This is a genomic window from Streptomyces sp. NPDC002643, from assembly GCF_053592555.1.
This window is the reverse complement of record NZ_JBSFVY010000007.1, coordinates 43,452-63,367: the sequence shown is the minus strand read 5'-3', so window position 1 is coordinate 63,367 and position 19,916 is coordinate 43,452. Positions and strand designations below refer to the sequence as shown.

Sequence of the window (19,916 nt, the reverse complement as noted above, 5' to 3'; positions counted from 1 at the left end):
GGGCACCTTCTCGGCCACCTCGGCCACCTCGGCGGCCCCACCCGCCTCGGTCACCCCGCCGGTCGCCTCGATCGGCTCGATCGGCTCGATCGGCTCGATCGGCTCGCTGGCCGAGGAGCGGCGGTTCCAGGCCCTCGGCGCCCGCCAGTGGTAGCGCATCGCCATCAGTCGCAGGACGAAGGCGGTGAGCGCGGCGAAGGTGGCGGTCGTCGTGGTCAGGGCGTCGAAGTGGACGCACAGCACGACCAGTCCGGAGCCGGCCATCGCGGGTACCGCGTACAGATCGCGGTCCCAGCGCAGCAGCGACGGCACCTCGCCCGCCAGGATGTCCCGCAGCACACCGCCGCCGACCGCCGTGGCGAGGCCGAGGGTGGCGGAGGCGGTCAGTCCGAGACCGTGCTCGTACGCCTTGATCGTGCCCGCGACACAGAAGAGGCCGAGGCCGGCCGCGTCGAAGACGTTCACGCCGAGTTGGATGCGCTCGACCTCCGGATGCAGGAAGAAGACCAGGAGGGTGGCGAGCAGCGGGGTCAGGAAGTAGCCGAGGTCGGTGAAGGCCGCCGGCGGGACGGCCCCGATGATCAGGTCGCGGAACAGGCCGCCGCCGAGGGCGGTGACCTCGGCGAGGACGGCGATGCCGAAGACGTCGAAGTTCTTGCGGACGCCCAGCAGCGCGCCGGATATCGCGAAGACGAAGATGCCGATCAGATCGAGTGCGTACGGGAACACTCGTACATTCTCACCCACAAACACGTGTGCGCCTTGCAATGCAAGGCGCACACGCTCTGAGGGCTACTTGTCCGTGGACTCGTCGACCGACTTCTCCACGGTCCGCTCCGGCTCACCGACGGGCTCGTCCCGCTCACCGGCGGGCTCGGACGCAGCCTCGGGGTGGTGGCAGGCGACCCGCCGGCCCGGCCTCAGTTCCGCCAGAGGTGGCTCTGTGGTCCCGCAGACCTCCGTCGCCTTCCAGCACCGGGTGTGGAAGCGGCAGCCGCTCGGTGGCGCGATCGGCGAGGGGACATCGCCCTTGAGCAGGATGCGCTCGCTCTTGGCGCCGCGCCGCCGGGGGTCCGGGATCGGCACGGCCGAGAGCAGGGCCTTGGTGTACGGGTGCATCGGCGACGCGTACAGGGAGTCCCGGTCGGCGAGTTCGACGATCTTGCCGAGGTACATCACCGCGATACGGTCCGACACATGGCGCACCACCGACAGGTCGTGCGCGATGATCACATACGTCAGGCCCAGCTCGTCCTGGAGGTCGTCCATGAGGTTGACGACCTGGGCCTGGATGGACACGTCGAGCGCGGAGACCGGCTCGTCGGCGACGACCATGCGGGGCTTGAGGGCGAGCGCGCGGGCGATACCGATGCGCTGGCGCTGGCCGCCGGAGAACTCGTGCGGGTAGCGGTTGTAGTGCTCGGGACTCAGGCCCACCAGCTCCAGGAGGCGCTGGACCTCCTTCTTCACCCCGCCCTCGGGCTCCACGCCCTGGAGCTTGAACGGCGCCGAGACGATGGTGCCGATGGTGTGCCGGGGGTTCAGGGAGCCGTACGGGTCCTGGAAGATCATCTGGACGTCGCGGCGCAGCGGGCGCATGCCCGCGGTGCCCAGGTGGGTGATGTCCGTGCCGTCGAACTCGATCTTCCCGCCGGAGGGTTCGAGCAGGCGGGTGATGAGCCGGCCCATGGTCGACTTGCCGCAGCCGGACTCGCCGACGACGCCGAGGGTCTCGCCCCGGCGGACCTCGAAGTCGATGCCGTCCACGGCCTTGACCGCCCCGACCTGCCGCTGGAGCAGGCCCTTCTTGATGGGGAAGTGCTTGACCAGGCCCTCGACCTTGAGCAGGGGTTTCTCGTCGTCGGCCGACGCCTTCTTCACAGCCGTCGCCCCGTCCTGGGTATCGGTCTCGCTCACAGCTTCGGCGCAATCTCTTCGTTCCAGATCCGCGTGCGCTCCTGCTGCGGCAGGTGGCAGGCGGTGAAGTGCCGGCCGCCGACCTCGCGCAGCTCGGGGCGCTCGGTGCGGGTGATCCCGTCCTTGGGGACGTCCGCGTAGGGGCAGCGCGGGTTGAAGGCGCAGCCCGAGGGGACGTTGATGAGGCTGGGCGGCTGGCCCTTGACCGGGATGAGCCGGTCGGTCTGCTCGCGGTCGATACGCGGCATCGAGCCCAGCAGGCCCCAGGTGTAGGGGTGTCCGGGCTGGTAGAAGATGTCGTCGACCGGTCCGCGCTCCACACAGCGGCCGCCGTACATCACGAGGATGTCGTCGGCGATCTCGGCGACCACGCCGAGGTCGTGCGTGATGATGATGACGGCGGAGCCGAACTCCTTCTGCAGATCCCGGATGAGATCGAGGATCTGCGCCTGGACGGTCACGTCCAGGGCGGTGGTGGGCTCGTCGGCGATCAGCAGTTCGGGGTTGTTGACCAGGGCCATGGCGATCATGGCGCGCTGGCGCATACCGCCGGAGAACTCATGCGGGTACATGTCGACCCGCTTGTTCGGCTCCGGGATGCCGACGCGGTCGAGGAGTTCGACGGCACGGGTGCGGGCCGCCTTCTTGCTGACGTCGTGGTGGACGCGGTACGCCTCGACGATCTGGTTGCCGACCGTGTAGTACGGGTGCATCGCGGACAGCGGGTCCTGGAAGATCATCGCCATCTCGCGGCCGCGCAGCCGGCGCACCTCGTCGGGGTCGGCGCCGACCAACTCCTTGCCGTCGAGCCAGATCTCACCGGACATCCGCACGTTCTTGCCGCGCGCCCCGAGCCGGTGCAGACCCATGATGGCCAGCGAGGTCACGGACTTGCCGGAGCCGGACTCGCCGACGATGCCGAGGGTCTTGCCCTTCTCCAGCTGGAAGGAGAGGCCGTCGACGGACTTGACCAGGCCGTCGTCGGTGGGGAAGTGCACCTTGAGGTCGCGTACTTCGAGGAACGCCTCGGGGGCGTCACCGGCGCGTGCGGGCTCGCCGACGGCGGCCCCGGTCTTGGACAGTTCGGTCACGAGAGCCTCACCCGCGGGTCGATCGTGGCGTACAGCAGGTCCACCAGAAGGTTCATGAAGACGACGAAGAACGCCGCGAGCAGGGTCACCCCGAGGATCGGGGGCAGGTCGTTGGCGCTGATCGACTGGACCGCGTACTCGCCGATGCCGTGCAGGGAGAACACGGTCTCGGTGATGAGGGCACCGCCGAGGAGCAGACCGACGTCCATGCCGAAGACCGTCACCAGCGGCGTCAGCGCGGCCCGCAGACCGTGCTTCACGACCACCTTGCGCTCCCGCAGACCCTTGGCCCGCGCGGTGCGGATGTAGTCCTCGTTCATCGTCTCCAGCATGCCCGAGCGGGTGAGCCGGGCGTAGATGGCGGAGTAGAGGAGCGCCAGTGAACACCAGGGCAGGAAGAGGGTGTTGGCCCACTGCGAGGGGTTCTCGGTGAAGGGGACATAGGTTCTGCCGAAGATCTCCAGCTGGTAGCTGAACAGCAGCAGGGCCAGCTGACCGGTGAAGAACATGGGCAGGGAGACGCCCGCGAGGGCGACGCCCATCGCGGCCCGGTCGAAGAACGAGCCGGGCTTCAGGGCCGAGATGACACCGGCCGTGATACCGCCCAGCAGCCACAGCACGGCGGCACCGGCGGCGAGCGAGATGGTCACCGGCAGCCGGCTGGTGAGCTGCGGCCAGACCTCCAGGTGGTCCTTGAAGGAGTAGCCGAAGCAGGGCGCGTCGCAGCGGATCGTGGTCGGACCGAGGTCGTACGTGGCACCGGAGACGATCCCCTTGAGGAAGTTCCAGTACTGCTCGTAGACCGGCTGGTCCAGGCCGAGGTTCCGCTTGACCGCCGCGATGTCCTCGGGCGTGGGGTTCTTGCCGATGTACTGCTGTGCCAGCTGATCGGTGGTCTGTCCGGCGATCTTCGGCAGGATGAAGAAGATGCCGAAGGTGACCGCGGTGACGACGAGCAGCAGGATCACCGCCGCGATCGTCCGGCGGATGATGTACGAGATCACGAGGACCGGCGCCGGCGCCCGCGGGTGTTCTCCCCGCGGGCGCCAATGCCTTCACCTGCCTTCCGGGGCTACTTCTTTTCCGTGGTGCCGACGTTGAGGTAGTCGTACTGACCGCTGAAGGCCGAGGACGACACCAGGTTGGTGGCGTACGGCGAGCGGTACAGCAGCACCTTGAAGTAGGTCAGCGGAACTATGGCGGCCTGCTCCATGACCAACTTGTCGACCTCGGTGTACGCGGCGGTGCGGGCGGCCTCGTCGGTGTTGCCGATCGCGTCGTCCAGCAGCTTGTTGATCGCGGGGTCGTCCAGCTCGGACAGGTTGGTGTTGCCGGACTGGCCGATGGCCTTGCCATTGACGATCTGCTGCAGGAAGCCGTAGCCGGTCGGCCAGTCGGCACCCCACTGCATCATGATGAGGCCGACGTTGTTCTTCTTGTTGAACTCCGGGACACCCGCGTAGTCGGAGAAGTACTTGCCGGACGGGAACTGCTTGATCTCGGCGTCGATGCCGATCTCCTTCAGCGCCTCGACGATCGCGGTGGCCGCGTCGACCTCGCCCTGACGGTCGGTACGGGCGGTGATGGAGGTCTTGAAGCCGTTCTCCTTGCCACAGGCCTTCAGGTGCTCCTTGGCCTTGGCGATGTCACCCTTGTTGCCCTCGGTGGCGTACAGGTCGGCCTTCTCGTAACCCGAGACGTCGGTCGGCAGGACGGTGGAGGCGATGTCACCGCGGATCGGGCCGCCCATGGCGGTCTGCACGGCGGTCTTGTCGATCGCGTACTCGACGGCCTTGCGGCACTCGATGTTGTCGAACGGCGCCACCTTGGTGTTGATCGCCGTGTAGACGAGACGGCCGCCGAGCGCGTTGTCGGTGTTGGCCATCTGGTCCTTGTCCTTGAGGACCTGGGCCTGGGTCTGGGCGTCGACACCGGTGCCCTGGATGTCGATCATGGTGTCGCCGGCCATCACGTCCTTGTCGATGGTGGCCTTGTTGACCTTGAGGTTCACCACGATCTTGTCCGGGTACTGCTTGCGCAGCGGGTCCGTCTTGGCGTCCCACTGGTCGTTGCGGACGAGGACGATCTGCTTGCCCTCCTCGTACTTCTCGAACTTGTACGAGCCGCTGGAGACGACGCTCTTGGTGTAGTCGACGCCGGTGTCCTTGGCCTTGGGCACCGGAGCCGTCTGCGGCATGCTCGCCAGGTAGTCGAACTCGGCGAACGGCTTGTTCAGCTTGAAGACGATGGTGTGGTCGTCCGGGGTCTCGATGGACGAGATGCCCTCGTCGCTCTTGTCCTCGTAGGGGCCCTTGTACTTGTCCGGGTCGTCCAGCATCTGCTGGAAGTAGTTGGGGCCGAGGGAGAGCACGTCACGCGCGAAGTTCGAGCGCTCCACCGCGTACTTGACGTCCTTGGAGGTGACAGCGGTGCCGTCCTCGTACTTGACGCCCTGACGGATCTTGTACGTCCAGGTCTTGCCGCCGTCGCTCGGCGTGCCCGCGCTCTCCGCCAGGTCCGGGACGAGTTCGTTGCCCGCCTCACCGGCGCCGGGCTTGAACGTCATCAGCGGACGCGCGTAGAGGCGGCTGAAGTTGAAGCCGTACGCGTAGTACATGTTGCCCGGGTCGAGGGACTCGGGGGCGTCGGCGCTGGCGTAGGTGACCGTGCCGCCCTTCGTCGTGGACTCGTTGACGACACCCTTGGTCGCGGCGTTGGCGCCGGCGCCCTTGGGGGTGTCCGAACCGTCTTCCGCCTTGCTGCACGCGGACAGAAGCAGGCCGGCGCTGCTGACAACCGCGACGGCGGCCATTGCTGACCTTCGCATGATGGTCGATTTCCCCTTCGTAGTTGGACAGTTGCGTGGGACGACAGACCGCAGACGTCAGCGGCTGCGGGGGTCGAGGGCGTCCCGGAGGCCGTCACCGAGAAGGTTGAAGGCCAGCACCGTGATGAAGATCGCGAGGCCGGGAACGATCATGTACTGGGGGTCGACCTCGAAGAAGTCGACCGCCTGGTTGAGCATTCCGCCCCAGGAGGCCTGCGGCGGCTGGATTCCGACGCCGAGGAAGCTCAGCGACGCCTCGAAGATGATGTTCGTCGGGATGAGCAGCGTCGAGTAGACGATGATCGGCGCGACGAGGTTCGGCAGCAGCTCCTTGAACAGGACGTACGGGCCGCCGGCGCCCATGCCGCGCGAGGCGTCGATGAACTCGCGTTCGCGCAGCGCCAGGGTCTGACCACGCACGATCCGGCCCATGTACGGCCAGTTGAAGAAGCCGATCACGAAGATGAGCACCGAGATGTGCAGCGGCAGCCCTTCGAGACCGAAGGCCCCGCCCTGGAGGGTCGCGGAGATGGCGATGGCGAAGAGCAGCAGCGGGAACGCCAGGAAGGTGTCCATCAGCCGGCTCACGATCGTGTCGACCCGGCCGCCGTAGTATCCGGCGACCAGTCCGAGCACCACTCCGATGGCGTTCGACAGGAGCGTCGCGCCGAACGCGACGACCAGTGAGACCCAGGAGCCTTCGAGGATGCGGGCGAGGATGTCCCGGCCGAACTTGGGCTCCACACCCAGGGGGTGGTCCCAGCTCATCCCGCCGAAGTCACCTTTGGGCAGGGAGGTGTTGGGGTCGATCAGATCCTGGTTGAAGGCGTTGGGGTCGAGCCCCAGCATCGACTGCAGCGGCCGGGAGAGGGCCGCGATCAGGATCAGCAGGACGACGATGACGCCGCCGGCGACCGCCACCTTGTCGCGCTTGAAGCGGGTCCAGGCGATCTGGCCGAGCGAACGGCCCTCGATCTTCTTGGCCTCGACACCTTCCAGCACGGCCTCGGGCTGCGCCTCGGCCTGCGATCCGGTCGTCTCAATGGGTGCGGTCATCGTCCCTCGTGCTTGCCCGTGCCGGTGGTTGCCGACTGTGCTTGGCGGCCGCCCGGGTCTGCGGTGCGGTCCGCCGCCACTGCTCTCTCTTGCCTTGTGACTACTGCTCGTTCGACGAGGAGAGGGAGTTGGGGCTCGAACTTCACCACGTGAACAGCACGTTCGCCCGATCCCCCCATCGCTCTGGGGGAGTCTTCAACGGTCCAGCGATCAGGCACCAGACCTGGCCGCGAATGTATGCGCAACCGTGATGTGGCCAGCGGAGTTCCGGAATCCGGACATCACGCTCTGGTGAGCGGCGAAGGGAGGAGACGGAAGCGCCCCGCACGCTCCCTGTCGTCGGCTCTCAACCTTCCCCGCACATCGCCGACTTCGCACGGCGGCACGGCGATCGCCGCCCCACCGGGCGGCGTTCGGGCAGCTCAGGGAGACGGCGAACACGGTATGAGCCGTCATCACGGCCGGGGCGTGTCCCGCGATCCATTGATCCAGGAAAGGGAGTTGTACGCCCCGAGCCGTGGTCGGCGTGGGGCCGAGGGCGCTCAGTAGCCGCCGGGGTATCCGTACCCGCCCGCCGCCGGGGCCTGGGCCGGGGCGCCGTGGGCCTCGCGGTCGTAGAAGGGGCGGGCGGCGGCGCGCAGCCACATCGCGACGGGGTCGTACTCGTCGGACATGGCGACCGTGGAGACGGGCAGTCCGTCCGGGACCGCGCCGATCGACTGCTGCATCATCGCGCGCACCGAGTCCACCGCCGGCGGCGACGTGTCGTACACATCGAGGCCGATCGCCAGATACGGGGCCCCGAGCGCGGGCTGCACCCAGGCGCGGCGCAGGGAGCGCACGGCGTGCGTGCGGTGGGCGTTCTGTGTCAGCAGGGCGTAGAACTGGGGGATCTCGATGGCCGGTTCGGACATCCTGAGGGGTCCGGCCGGCTGGCGCTCCAGCCCCGTGGCGATACGGCGCAGATCCAGCCAGGGGATGCCGACGCCGCCGCCCTGGGCGTGCGGGTTGAGCCAGAGGCCGTAGTGGTCCGGGTAGAGGGTGCGGGCCACGTCGAGGCCGTCGACGACCTCGTAGCTGCGGTTCCAGCCGCTGGCGGAGAGTTCCTGGGCGGAGGTCACGCACGGGGCGTAGTTGAAGCCGTCGACCTCCATGTTGCCGTACTGGGCGTCCGGGGAGCCGGCCTGGCCGTGCCACAGGAGCATCCAGATCTGGCCGGTGGAGGGGGCCGCGAGGGCGCGCAGCAGCGCCTCGTAGGCGTCGTAGCGCCCGGGCGTCACCTGGCGCAGCATGTGCTCGACCTGCCCGGTCGCGATGCTTGCGCTCACGTCGGCCGCCCTTCTTCCTGGACCTTGGTTATAGGAACAGCTTAGGTGGTGTGGGGGTTGAGCCGGTCAGGGCTCGGGGGGTGATGTGCGTTGCGGGGTGCGGGTGCGTTGTGGCTGGTCGCGCCCTGCGGCGGAGCCGCATATGTCAGGGCCCCGCGCCCCTAAAAGACCTGTCAGTAGCCCTGCTGGTAAAAGGGCCGTACCTTCTCCCTCAGCCAGTCGCCCACCGGGTCCTGGGCCACGTCCATGAAGACCATGTTGACCGGCCATGGGACGGGGGCCTTGGCCAGGGCTCGGCCCAGGGCGGCCAACGGGACCGTGCGGTCGGCTTCCCAGGAGATGAGTTCGACGCCGATGAACATGACCGGTGCGGCCGTCTCGATCGCGGCGAGGCAGCGGCGGGCGGAGAGGACCACGCCCGTGCCGGCGAACTCGGCGGAGGCGGCCGCCAGGAAGTCCACCGGGTCGTCCTGCCAGTCCGGTTCGAAGAGGCGGACCCGGGCGCCGCTCGCCCCGCCGTCCAGCGGGGAGTGTCCGGCCCGGCACAGCTCGGCCACGGCGGGCGGGGGCAGCGGGATGCCGACGACACCGTCGGGGTTGAGGGCGAGACCGACCTGCGGGGGCAGACCCCGGGCGAACTCCACGGCCGGGGCGATGGTGTACGACATGTGGTTGCCGACGACCTGGCGGAACTGCTCCTCGGAGCTGAACACCGGCACATACGCCTGGCCGTCGATCTCCATGGTGGGCAGATCAAGTTGGGTGCTGCCGGGGTTACCGCCCTCGGGCAGCGGCACCCACACAAAGCTCCTGGCCAGCACCTCCACGATCCGTGCCCCCGCGGTCGGTACCCCCAGCGAGGCCGACAGCACCTCCTCCAGCTCATTGCCGGGCCACCCCCCGTGCCCATGGGGATGCACCTGTGCCGGAAAGTCCGCCGGGAAATCCATCTGCCGCCTACCGCTTCAAGCCGTGATGCTGTTGTCCCAGCACTTTATCGCCACCGGCCGAGACCAAAAGGGGCGCGGGGCCCTGACATATGCGGCTCCGCCGCGGGGCGCGAACAACCACAGCGAACCCGCACCCCGCAACGCACGGAACCACCCGAGCTCTTCCCGCCCCATCCTCACTCCTCCGCACTACCCGACGAAGTCGATCCGCACCAACCCCTCCGCGGCCTCCCGATCAATCAACACCGCCGCCCCACACCCCTCCGGCAACCGCCCCTTCTCCACCGCCCGCAACAGCCTCCCCATCGCCCCCCGATGCCGAGCGAACGCATACCGTGACACCCCACGCCCTCGCTCACGCTGCCCATCTCGCGCCTGACCAGGGGAAACATCCAGCAACAGCAGATGCAACGTCCCCCCACGCCGCCGCGCCTCCCGCGCCAGCCACTGCCGTACCCACGCCTGCGCCCCGCAGTCGTGCACGACGACGCCCTCGCCGGTCCTGAGCGCGCGCCGCAACCCCGCGTAGTGGGCGAGGCGCACGAGCGGCCGATACACGGCGTACGGCAGGAACGCGGCGAGGCGGGCGTCGAAGCGGTCGCGGGTGTCCTGGGAGTCGATACGGATACCCGGCACGGCCCGCCGCATGAGCGTGGACTTGCCGCTGCCGGGGAGCCCGGTCACCACGACGAGGTCGCGCGGTCCGAAGGACAGCTCGTGCGGGCTGCGTCCGCCGCGCTCCCGGAGGTCGCGGACGACCGCTCTGGGGAACGGGCCGCAGGCCTCAGCGGCCCGGGCGGCGGGCTGTGTGGGCAGCGTGATGCCCGAGGTCGTCGCGTACGCCGTGGTCCTGTTCACCGTGATCGTCCTCCCCAGGGGCTGGGAAACCCATCCCCAACGACTGTAAAGAGAAGGTAATGCCCGAGCCCCCCGGTTTCACTCGTCTTATTGCCACAGGAGTGCTACGGGCCGCTGTGCATCGCCCATGGCGGCTGTGCCTCGCCCATGGCCGCTGTCCCCCACCTGTGAAGGGTGCCCCTGCCGCACCGCGCCGATGCGTGCGATGATGTGCCCGCCAACTGCATACCGGCCGTTTGAATCCGCGCGGGAGAGTCCCCGGCGACGCCTCACCGAAGCGCGTCGCAGGGGCGCCGAAGGAGCAAGTTCCTCCCTTGAATCTCTCAGGCCCCGTTACCGCGCGGGCGAGGCACATCTGAAAAGCGGGCCGCCCCCTTCCTCCGGGAAGTGGCGTGGCCCCACCCAAGGTGCAAGCCAGGATCTTTTGCCGATCATGGCGAACCTCTCAGGTTCCGATGACAGATGGGGAGGGTCCACCTCGCCCGTCATGCCCCGTCATGCCCTTGGAGACGACCGACCGATGAGCAGTTCCGAATCCATGAGCGCTGCCGAGTCCGCCGGCCCGCGCCGCACCGCGCTCGACGCCCTGCATCGCTCGCTCGGCGCCACGATGACCGACTTTGCGGGCTGGGACATGCCCCTGCGATACGGCTCCGAGCGCGACGAGCACAACGCCGTACGCACGAAGGCCGGGCTCTTCGACCTCTCCCACATGGGTGAGATCACCGTCACCGGCCCCCAGGCCGCCGGCCTCCTCGACCACGCCCTCGTGGGGAACATCGGGGGCGTCGCGGTCGGCCGGGCCCGCTACACCATGATCTGCCGCGAGGACGGCGGCATCCTCGACGACCTGATCGTCTACCGCACGGCGGACACCGAGTACCTGGTCGTCGCCAACGCCTCCAACGCCCAGGTGGTGCTGGACGCGCTGATGGAGCGCGCGTCCGGCTTCGACGCGGAGGTGCGGGACGACCGGGACGCGTACGCGCTGATCGCCGTGCAGGGCCCCGAGTCCCCCGGCATCGTCAAGGCGCTCTCCCCCAGAGTCTCGACTTCGCTCGATCCGGGAGGTGCCCCCATCGCCGATCTCGACGGTCTGAAGTACTACGCGGGTCTGCCCGGCACGGTCGCGGGCGTCCCGGCGCTGATCGCCCGCACCGGGTACACCGGCGAGGACGGCTTCGAGCTGTTCGTGAAGCCCGAGCACGCCGTCGAGCTGTGGCAGGCGCTGACCAAGGCGGGCGAGGGTGCCGGTCTGGTGCCGTGCGGGCTGTCCTGCCGGGACACGCTGCGTCTGGAGGCGGGGATGCCGCTGTACGGGCATGAGCTGTCGACCTCCCTCACCCCCTTCGACGCCGGGCTCGGCCGGGTGGTGAAGTTCGAGAAGGAGGGCGACTTCGTGGGGCGCGCGGCGCTGGCCGAGGCCGCCGCGCGTGCCGCCGAGAATCCGCCGCGCGTCCTGGTCGGTCTGATCGCCGAGGGGCGGCGGGTGCCGCGCGCCGGGTACCCGGTCGTCTCCGGCGGCGAGGTCATCGGCGAGGTCACCTCCGGTGCCCCCTCCCCCACCCTGGGCAGGCCCATCGCCATGGCGTACGTCGACGCCGCGCACTCCGCGCCGGGCACGGCCGGGGTCGGTGTGGACATCCGCGGCAGCCACGAGCCGTACGAGGTCGTGGCGCTGCCGTTCTACAAGCGCCGCAAGTGACACCGTCGTAGGCGTTCCGAGTCGGCGTCCGGCGTGACCCTGGGCACATGCGCCCAGCTCACGCCCCGTCTCCGTATTCCCCTTTCCGTAGTCCCCCTTCATCAGTGGTCCCCCGCGTACAGGAGAATTCAGGCCATGAGCAACCCCCAGCAGCTGCGTTACAGCAAGGAGCACGAGTGGCTGTCGGGCGCCGAGGACGGCGTCTCGACGGTCGGCATCACGGAGTTCGCGGCGAACGCGCTCGGCGATGTCGTCTACGCCCAGCTCCCCGAGGTGGGCTCCACGGTGACCGCGGGCGAGGCCTGCGGTGAGCTGGAGTCGACGAAGTCGGTCAGCGAGCTCTACGCGCCGGTCAGCGGTGAGATCACCGCGGTCAACGAGGACGTGGTCGAGGACCCGTCGCTGGTGAACACCGCCCCGTTCGAGGGCGGCTGGCTGTTCAAGGTACGTGTCGCGGAGGAGCCGGCCGATCTGCTCTCCGCCGACGAGTACACCGCCCACACCGCCGGCTAGGAGCCGTAGACCTTCATGTCTGACACCACTGAGCTGTCGCTACTCAACACTCCCCTGCACGAACTGGACCCGGATGTCGCCGCCGCCGTCGACGCCGAGCTGAACCGCCAGCAGTCCACGCTGGAGATGATCGCCTCCGAGAACTTCGCGCCGGTCGCGGTCATGGAGGCCCAGGGTTCGGTCCTGACCAACAAGTACGCCGAGGGCTACCCCGGCCGCCGCTACTACGGCGGCTGTGAGCACGTCGATGTCGCCGAGCAGATCGCCATCGACCGGGTGAAGGCGCTGTTCGGCGCCGAGTACGCCAATGTGCAGCCCCACTCGGGTGCCTCCGCCAACCAGGCCGCGCTCTTCGCGCTCGCCCAGCCCGGGGACACGATCCTGGGTCTGGACCTGGCGCACGGCGGCCACCTCACCCACGGGATGCGGCTGAACTTCTCCGGCAAGCAGTTCAACGTGGTCCCGTACCACGTGGACGACTCCGGTCTCGTCGACATAGACGAGGTCGAGCGGCTGGCCAAGGAGCACCGGCCGAAGGTGATCATCGCCGGGTGGTCGGCGTATCCGCGTCAGCTGGACTTCGCGGCCTTCCGGCGGATAGCCGACGAGGTCGAGGCGTATCTGTGGGTCGACATGGCCCACTTCGCGGGGCTCGTCGCGGCCGGGCTGCACCCGAACCCCGTCGAGTACGCGGATGTCGTCACCTCCACAACCCACAAGACGCTCGGCGGCCCGCGCGGCGGGATCATCCTCGCCAAGCAGGACTTCGCGAAGAAGCTCAACTCCTCGGTCTTTCCCGGCTTCCAGGGCGGTCCGCTGGAGCATGTCATCGCCGCCAAGGCGGTGTCGTTCAAGGTGGCCGCTTCGGAGGAGTTCAAGGAGCGGCAACGGCGTACGGTCGAGGGCGCGCGGATTCTGGCGGAGCGTCTGACGGCCGCCGACGCGCGTGCGGCCGGGGTGAACGTGCTGTCCGGTGGCACCGACGTCCACCTCCTCCTCGTCGATCTGCGGGAGTCGGAGCTGGACGGGCGGCAGGCGGAGGACCGTCTCCACGAGGTCGGTATCACCGTCAACCGCAACGCCGTCCCGAACGACCCGCGTCCGCCGATGGTGACGTCGGGCCTGCGGATCGGCACCCCGGCGCTGGCGACGCGCGGCTTCACGGCGGAGGACTTCGCGGAGGTCGCGGACGTCATCGCCGAGACGCTGAAGCCGTCCTACGACGCGGAGGCGCTCAAGGCGCGGGTGAAGGCGCTGGCGGACAAGCACCCGCTGTATCCGGGGCTGGGGAAGTAACCAGGTAACCCCGCGTTCACGGGCTCGTAGTCCCGTTCTTGAGGGGCGCCGCGCACACTGGACGGTGAGCGCGGTGCCCCATCCCCTTGCACCACCCCCCGTTCTGAGGAGTCACCGTGGCCATCTCGGTCTTCGACCTGTTCTCGATCGGCATCGGCCCGTCCAGCTCCCACACGGTCGGCCCCATGCGCGCGGCCCGGATGTTCGCCCGCCGGCTGCGCAACGAGGAGCTGCTGCCGTCGGTGGTCTCGCTGCGCTGCGAGCTGTACGGCTCGCTGGGCGCGACCGGCCATGGCCATGGCACCCCCAAGGCCGTACTCCTCGGGCTGGAGGGCGCCTCGCCGCGCACGGTGGACGTGGAGTCGGCGGACGAAAGGGTGGAGTCGATCAAGGAGTCGAAACGTATCCGGCTCCTCGGCGAGCACGAGATCCGCTTCTCCTTCGACAAGGACCTGGTGCTGCACCGCCGTAAGGCGCTGCCGTACCACGCCAACGGCATGACGATCCGGGCGTACGACGCCTCGGGGGCGGAGGTGCTGGCGAAGACGTACTACTCGGTGGGCGGCGGCTTCGTGGTGGACGAGGACGCCGTGGGCGCGGACCGTATCAAGCTGGACGACACCCCGCTGAAGTACCCCTTCCGCACCGGCGACGAGCTGTTGCGTCAGACGAGGGAGACGGGGCTGTCGATCTCCGCGCTGATGCTGGAGAACGAGCGGGCCTGGCGGAGCGAGGAGGAGATCCGTACCGGGCTGCTGGAGATCTGGCGGGTGATGCAGACCTGTGTCTCGCGCGGTATGAGCCGTGAGGGCATCCTGCCGGGCGGGCTGCGGGTCCGCCGTCGCGCCGCCGTCTCCGCACGTCAACTCCGCGCGGAGGGCGACCCGTCGGCCCGCTCGATGGAGTGGATCACGCTGTACGCGATGGCCGTGAACGAGGAGAACGCGGCCGGGGGCCGGGTGGTGACCGCCCCGACGAACGGCGCGGCCGGCATCATCCCGGCGGTCCTGCACTACTACGTCAACTTCGTGCCCGGTGCCGACGACGAGGGTGTCGTCCGCTTTCTGCTGGCCGCCGGGGCGATCGGGCTGCTCTTCAAGGAGAACGCGTCCATCTCCGGCGCCGAGGTCGGCTGCCAGGGCGAGGTCGGCTCGGCCTGCTCCATGGCGGCGGGCGCGCTGGCCGAGGTGCTCGGCGGCAGCCCCGAACAGGTCGAGAACGCCGCCGAGATCGGCATGGAACACAACCTGGGCCTGACCTGCGACCCCGTCGGCGGCCTCGTCCAGATCCCCTGCATCGAACGCAACGGCATGGCCGCCGTCAAGGCCGTCACCGCCGCCCGCATGGCCCTGCGCGGCGACGGCTCCCACAAGGTGTCCCTGGACAAGGTCATCAAGACGATGAAGGACACGGGCGCCGACATGTCCGTCAAGTACAAGGAGACGGCGCGGGGTGGGTTGGCGGTGAACATCATCGAGTGCTGAGGGGAACGGGGCATGGCCCGCCGCACCGGGTAGTACCGCCTCGCACCGGCCGGTGGGGGGTCACCGGTCCGCGACGGCCACGGGGTCGGCGCCGCTCTTGAGGGCGGTGGGGAGTTGGGAGCGGCGGCGGATGCCGAGTTTGCGGTAGGCGCTCGTGAGGTGGGTTTCCACGGTGCGGCGGGCGAGGTGGAGGAGGTCGGCTATCTCGGTGTTGGTGCGGCCTTCCGCCGCGAAGGCCGTGATGCGGCGTTCGGCGTCGGTGAGGGAGTCCGGGCCGGTCAAGGGCGTCGTCGTGCGGCGGGCGCCGCCCTCGCGCAGGGCCTCCTCCGCCATCGACCGCATCCGGGTCACGCCGAGGCGTTCGGCGCGTTCGGCCGCCTCGCGGAGGGCGTCGCGGGCCCGGGAGCGTTCACCGGCGGCGGTGAGCAGTCGGCCCTGGGAGATCAGCGCCGGGATCAGTTCCGTCTCGGCGCCGTCCTGCGACACCGTCACCGCCCGCTCGGCCAGTTCCAGTCCGCGTCGGCCACCGGTCACCATCCCCAGTACGCGCAACGCCCGGCCCAGTACGCGCGGGCTGTCCCACACCATGGCCAGGCGGAGTTCCTCCTCGGCCAGGGCCAGGGCGGGCTCGGGGCGGCCCAGGGCCAGATGGCACTCGGCCGAGGCCGAGCGCCACGGGGTGACCACGGGGCTCACCACATCCCTCGCCGACTGGCGCCGACCGCACTCCAGGAAGTCGATCAGCGCGCTCGCCGGGTCGCCGGTCGCGGCGCGCAGGATTCCTCGGGCGTAGAGGAATCGGTTCACTTCCCAGGAGTCGCGGGTGTGCTGGAGGTCGTAGGCGTCGGCGAGGCGGGCGGCCTCGTGCGGACGGCCCGTCTCGACCAGCGCGATGACAGCGTGCGCCCGCGCGTTGGCGGACCCCAGTACGTCCTCGGCACCGCTACCCGACGCCCGTACACCGCCCGACCCCAGTGCTCCCCCGTCGACCGGCGTGCCCGCGCCGCCGAGCGTCCCCGTACCGTTCGACGGCTTCGTACCGTTCAACGGCCCCGCGCCGTCCGGCACTTCCCCACCGCCCGACAGGCCCACCCAGCCCGACGCGCCCAAGTCGTCGAGGAGTTCGGTGTATGCGCCGCGTGCCATGGCGATGTCGACGCGTACGTTCAACAGGGCCTGGTGCATGGGGTGGAGGAGGGAGGTGCGTTGTCCGGCCAGGCCTCTGTCGACGAATCGCTGGGCCACGTCCAGCCGGTCGGCCCACTGGGCCACGGCCGCGGCGGTGCCCAGCAGGTACGGCTCCGAGAGGGGGTCGGCCGGTTGGGCCAGCAGCGCCCGCATACGGCTCGTCGCCGACTCCGCCGAGGTCAGGCCGGCCGTCGACTCGTAGCGCACCAGCAGTGCCTGTCCGGCGGTGCCGACCAGCGTCGGGGAGTGCTCGGCGGTCTCGCGGAGCCAGCGGTACATCTCCTGTCGTACGCCCGGGTCGTGGTCGGACAGCAGCGCGGAGGCGGTGTGGACCGTGCGGACCAGATCGGGGTGGCCCGTCAGGTGCTCCTCCTGGAGTTCGCGCAGGACATCGATCGCGGCGCGGGCCTCGCCCCGGCGGGCCAGGGCGGTACCGAGGGCGACCGCCGCGCGGACCCGGTCCTCGGGCGGGCCGGGGAGCTTCAGTGCCTCGGCGAGGCGGGGGATGCCGGTCGTCGAGCGGACGGTGGTGTATTCGAGAGAGCCCAGTTCGGTGAGGACGACCGTGCGGCGGGCCGGGGACATGGGCTCGTCCAGGGCGCGGCGCAGGAACGCCACGGCGTCGTCGGCGCGATCGTCGCGTACGGCCAGTTCGGCGGCGTCCAGGAGCGCGCCGGTCGCCCATGCCTCGTTCACGGGGGCGGCCCGCAGCAGTTGACCGGCGACCGCCTCGGCGCCGTCGCCGCGGTGCCGCATCGCCTCGGCCGCGCGCCGGTGGGCCGCCTGGCGGTCGGCGGCGGGCCAGCCCGCGAGGACGGCATCCCTGAGGAGCGGGTGGGCGTAGCGGGGGCGTCCGTCGGGGTCGGGGCGCAGCAGCCCGAGCCGCGTCATCGCCGTCAGCCATCCCGCCACCCGCGCGGGGTCGGCCCCGGCCGCCCGGGCGAGCAACTCGGCGTCGGCGGCGGGCCCGTCGGAGGCGTCGCCCCAGCCCGCCACCGCGCCACGGCCCGCGGCGCGGTGGCTGCCGCCGAACCGGCCGTACGCGGGGCCCGCGTCCGCGACGGCCCGGTGTTCCCGCGCGGCACCCATGCCGCCCGGCGCGGCCCACGTACCGGCCACACCACGTCGGGCGCCGATACCGCCACCGGCGCCCACACCGACAGCGCCACCGATGCCGGCAGCGCCATCCATGCCGACGATGCCACCCGTGCCACCCATGCCGACGCCGCCGGCCCCGGCCCACGTACCGGCCACCCCGCCCGGGGTGCCCGAGCCGCCCCCGGTGCCCGCGTCCACGGCGCCACCGATGCCGGGCACGCCGCCGTTCCCGACCGCGCCCCCGACGCCCGCCCTGTCACCGTTCCCGGCCACACCTCCGGCGCCCGCCGGGTCACTGCATCCGATCGCACCGCCCAGCGAGGCGCTCCGGCCGGCCGAACCGGCTGCGCCCACCGCGTCGCCCCGGTCAGCGGTGCCGCCCCACCCGAGCACGGCACCCCCGCCCACGGCAGCTCCCCGGCCGACAGCGGTGCCCCGTCCGGACGCGGCACCCGCCCCGGGCGCGGCACCCCATCCAGACTCGGCGCCCCACCCGTGCGTGACACCCCGCCCGTTCACCGCACCCCAGCCGGGCGACGCCGCACCCCATCCGGGCGACGCCCCGCCCGACCCAGGCGTGGCAGCCCAGCCCGACGCCGCCCGGCCCGGCGCACCGCCCAGGTCGGCGGCCGTGTCGGACTCCTCGTCCAGTGCCGCGAGGGTGCGGGCCACCTCGGTGGTCGTGGGGCCCGCGCTGTCCAGCCACCAGGAGACGGCGGCGGGGTAGGCGCCGGGGTAGAGGGCGGCGCAGGTGTCCGGCAAGGTGTTCACGCCCGCGTTCGGGGAGTTCTCCGTGTTCTGCAGGTCCTCCATCAGGGCGCGCAGCAGCAGCGGGCTGCCCGCTCCCGCGCGTACGCACGCCTCGACCCAGTCGGCGCGCGCCCCGGGGCCGGTGGCGTGGCGGACCAGGGCCGCCATGGAGTCGGGGCCCAGGGGTGCCAGGTTGAGGGTGTGGACGAGGGAGGGGGAGAGCGCGTGGGCGAGGCCGTCGGCCGGGGGGTCGATGTCGTACTGGCTGCGCTCGGTCATCACCAGCAGCACCGGTAAACGGTCGAGCCGCCGGACCGCCTCGATCAGCCAGCGACGCGAGCAGGGGTCGGCGAAGTGGACGTCGTCCACGGCGAGCATCAGCGGTGTCTCGGCCGCGTACCGGCACAGCGTTCGCCATAGCCGGGCGGGTCTGGCGCGGTGCGCCGGGGTGCCCGGCGCGTCCGGGGTCTCCTCCGCCATCGCGTCGAACTCGGCGCCGTGGGAGAGGAGTTGGAAGACGGTGTCGAGCGGCGCGGAGCTGTGCTCGGGCGAGCAGCGGGCCCGCAGCACCCACATACCGGCCGTGGCCGCGCGCTCGGCGGCGGCCTCCAGGAACGCGGTGCGGCCGGTGCCGGTGGCACCTCTGAGCAGCACGGAGCGGCCGGTTCCGGCCCGAGCCCTGGCGGTCTCGGCGACCAGGAACTCCAGGGCCTCCTCGCGTTCGAGAAGCGGTTCCGGTCCGCACATCGCTGTCTCCTGTCGTGGACGGGTCCTACGGGTCCTGCGGGCCCGGGGCGGCCCGGCCGCTTCCTGGTCCGCCCCGGTAGACGAGTGACGGGGCGTCATGGTGCACCGGAGGTGCCCGTTCGTACTCGTGGAGATGTCATGAGGGTTCCCGCGCGGACCGTCATGACGGATCTCGTGGTGCGTCTCGTGGTCCTCCACGATTGCCCGCTCGGTCCGGCTCGCAGGAGTGTGATGGAACCTCGTCCTCCACTCCCGTCACAGGGGCGGTGATCACAGGGACGGGGCCGACGGGGGAGAAAAGGGAGAAACGGTTGTACAGCTCGATCAGGACCACGGCGGAACCGGCGGCGTCCGAGTCCGAGCCTTCCGCACGTCGCATCCCTGTCGTCGTCCACGCCTCGGACCCGCTCTCCCGGGCCGGAGTGCTCAGCCAGTTGCGCGGGCACCCCGTGGTCGACCTGGGGGACGGCTCCGAGCCACGGCCGGGCACCGTCGCCGTACTGGTCGGTGACACCCCGGACGAGACAACGCTGTCGGCGCTGCGCCGACTGGTGCGCAGCGACGGCGCCAAGGCCGTGCTCGTCGTCAGCGCGATCCGCGAGTCCGAACTCCTCGATGTCATCGAGTGCGGGGTCGGGGCCGTGGTGTGGCGGCACGAGGCCACCGGGCACCGGCTGGCACAGGCCGTCATCGCCGCCGCTCGCGGAGACGGGGATCTCCCGGCCGACCTGCTGGGCCGGCTCATCAACCAGGTGGGCACCTTGCAGCGCTCGGTGGCCGGCCGGCCCGGGGCGCCGCTCTCGGGCCTGGTGCCACGGGAGATCGACGTCCTCCGGCTCGTCGCCGAGGGGTTGGACACCGGGGAGATCGCGAGCAAGCTGTCGTACTCCGAACGCACCGTCAAGAACGTGATGCATGGCCTCACCACCCGGCTGCACCTTCGCAACCGGGCGCACGCCGTGGCCTATGCCCTCCGTGAAGGCTACATCTGATCGAAATCTGATCGAAGGGGCAGCCCTACCTGACCACTTGGGCATCACATTCTGCCCACATGCCGTCCCCGTGACGCCTGCGGGGACGGCTGCCGGAGCGGGCACGATCGGTGGAC

General features: G+C 70.3%; 14 protein-coding genes, 1 pseudogene and 2 riboswitches. Of the genes and pseudogenes, 5 read left to right on the top strand and 10 right to left on the bottom strand.

Annotated elements, in window-relative coordinates; translation table 11 throughout:
• Positions 1 to 102: 102 nt before the first annotated feature.
• The 9 genes and pseudogenes from ACWD4G_RS12715 to ACWD4G_RS12675 all read right to left on the bottom strand — a co-directional run.
• Positions 103 to 753: pseudogene (locus ACWD4G_RS12715) on the bottom strand (trimeric intracellular cation channel family protein); the annotation flags it as partial.
• A gap of 39 nt (positions 754 to 792) precedes the next feature.
• Positions 793 to 1,881, bottom strand: a complete 1,089-nt coding sequence (locus ACWD4G_RS12710; RefSeq protein WP_451292924.1) for an ABC transporter ATP-binding protein — start codon at positions 1,879 to 1,881, stop codon at positions 793 to 795.
• A 32-nt stretch (positions 1,882 to 1,913) separates the two neighbouring features.
• On the bottom strand, positions 1,914 to 3,008 hold the full coding sequence (locus ACWD4G_RS12705) for an ABC transporter ATP-binding protein (RefSeq protein ID WP_451292703.1): 1,095 nt from the start codon (positions 3,006 to 3,008) through the stop codon (positions 1,914 to 1,916).
• A complete protein-coding gene (locus tag ACWD4G_RS12700; protein WP_451292702.1) occupies positions 3,005 to 4,012 on the bottom strand; it encodes an ABC transporter permease in 1,008 nt (335 codons plus the stop codon). Before ACWD4G_RS12700 ends, ACWD4G_RS12705 begins: the two co-directional genes overlap by 4 nt.
• 68 nt (positions 4,013 to 4,080) lie before the next feature.
• Positions 4,081 to 5,835 carry an ABC transporter substrate-binding protein gene (locus ACWD4G_RS12695; RefSeq protein ID WP_451292701.1) on the bottom strand — a complete coding sequence of 585 codons (1,755 nt, stop codon included), beginning with the start codon at positions 5,833 to 5,835 and terminating at the stop codon, positions 4,081 to 4,083.
• Positions 5,836 to 5,892: 57 nt separating this feature from the next.
• Complete coding sequence (locus ACWD4G_RS12690; protein WP_451292700.1) at positions 5,893 to 6,891, bottom strand: ABC transporter permease; 999 nt, start codon at positions 6,889 to 6,891, stop codon at positions 5,893 to 5,895.
• Between the two features lie 542 nt (positions 6,892 to 7,433).
• Complete coding sequence (locus ACWD4G_RS12685; RefSeq protein WP_451292699.1) at positions 7,434 to 8,219, bottom strand: enhanced serine sensitivity protein SseB C-terminal domain-containing protein; 786 nt, start codon at positions 8,217 to 8,219, stop codon at positions 7,434 to 7,436.
• Positions 8,220 to 8,392: 173 nt separating this feature from the next.
• Positions 8,393 to 9,169 carry an enhanced serine sensitivity protein SseB gene (locus ACWD4G_RS12680; RefSeq protein ID WP_451292698.1) on the bottom strand — a complete coding sequence of 259 codons (777 nt, stop codon included), beginning with the start codon at positions 9,167 to 9,169 and terminating at the stop codon, positions 8,393 to 8,395.
• 189 nt (positions 9,170 to 9,358) lie between these two features.
• Entirely contained in the window at positions 9,359 to 10,033 is a 675-nt protein-coding gene (locus ACWD4G_RS12675) for an AAA family ATPase (RefSeq protein WP_451292923.1), read from the bottom strand.
• A 231-nt stretch (positions 10,034 to 10,264) separates the two neighbouring features.
• Positions 10,265 to 10,376: riboswitch (glycine riboswitch) on the top strand.
• Between the two features lies 1 nt (position 10,377).
• Positions 10,378 to 10,499: riboswitch (glycine riboswitch) on the top strand.
• Between the two features lie 66 nt (positions 10,500 to 10,565).
• On the opposite strand from ACWD4G_RS12675, the gene gcvT reads away from it, so the two are divergent.
• From gcvT to ACWD4G_RS12655, 4 genes are all read left to right on the top strand, one after another.
• Complete coding sequence (gene gcvT / locus ACWD4G_RS12670; RefSeq protein WP_451292922.1) at positions 10,566 to 11,732, top strand: glycine cleavage system aminomethyltransferase GcvT; 1,167 nt, start codon at positions 10,566 to 10,568, stop codon at positions 11,730 to 11,732.
• A gap of 135 nt (positions 11,733 to 11,867) precedes the next feature.
• A complete protein-coding gene (gene gcvH, locus ACWD4G_RS12665) occupies positions 11,868 to 12,245 on the top strand; it encodes a glycine cleavage system protein GcvH (RefSeq protein WP_451292697.1) in 378 nt (125 codons plus the stop codon).
• A gap of 33 nt (positions 12,246 to 12,278) precedes the next feature.
• The gene (glyA, locus tag ACWD4G_RS12660) at positions 12,279 to 13,541 is read left to right on the top strand and encodes a serine hydroxymethyltransferase (RefSeq protein WP_451292921.1); all 1,263 of its coding nucleotides are present in this window, start codon (positions 12,279 to 12,281) and stop codon (positions 13,539 to 13,541) included.
• Between the two features lie 116 nt (positions 13,542 to 13,657).
• Complete coding sequence (locus tag ACWD4G_RS12655) at positions 13,658 to 15,025, top strand: L-serine ammonia-lyase (RefSeq protein ID WP_451292696.1); 1,368 nt, start codon at positions 13,658 to 13,660, stop codon at positions 15,023 to 15,025.
• A 60-nt stretch (positions 15,026 to 15,085) separates the two neighbouring features.
• Here the strand turns inward: ACWD4G_RS12655 and ACWD4G_RS12650 are convergent, their stop codons facing one another.
• Positions 15,086 to 18,808: an AAA family ATPase gene (locus tag ACWD4G_RS12650; RefSeq protein WP_451292695.1), complete on the bottom strand. Its 3,723-nt coding sequence runs from the start codon at positions 18,806 to 18,808 to the stop codon at positions 15,086 to 15,088.
• 311 nt (positions 18,809 to 19,119) lie between these two features.
• Here ACWD4G_RS12650 and ACWD4G_RS12645 point away from each other — a divergent pair, with 311 nt between their 5' ends.
• Positions 19,120 to 19,800 carry a helix-turn-helix transcriptional regulator gene (locus ACWD4G_RS12645; RefSeq protein ID WP_451292694.1) on the top strand — a complete coding sequence of 227 codons (681 nt, stop codon included), beginning with the start codon at positions 19,120 to 19,122 and terminating at the stop codon, positions 19,798 to 19,800.
• Positions 19,801 to 19,916: the final 116 nt, after the last annotated feature.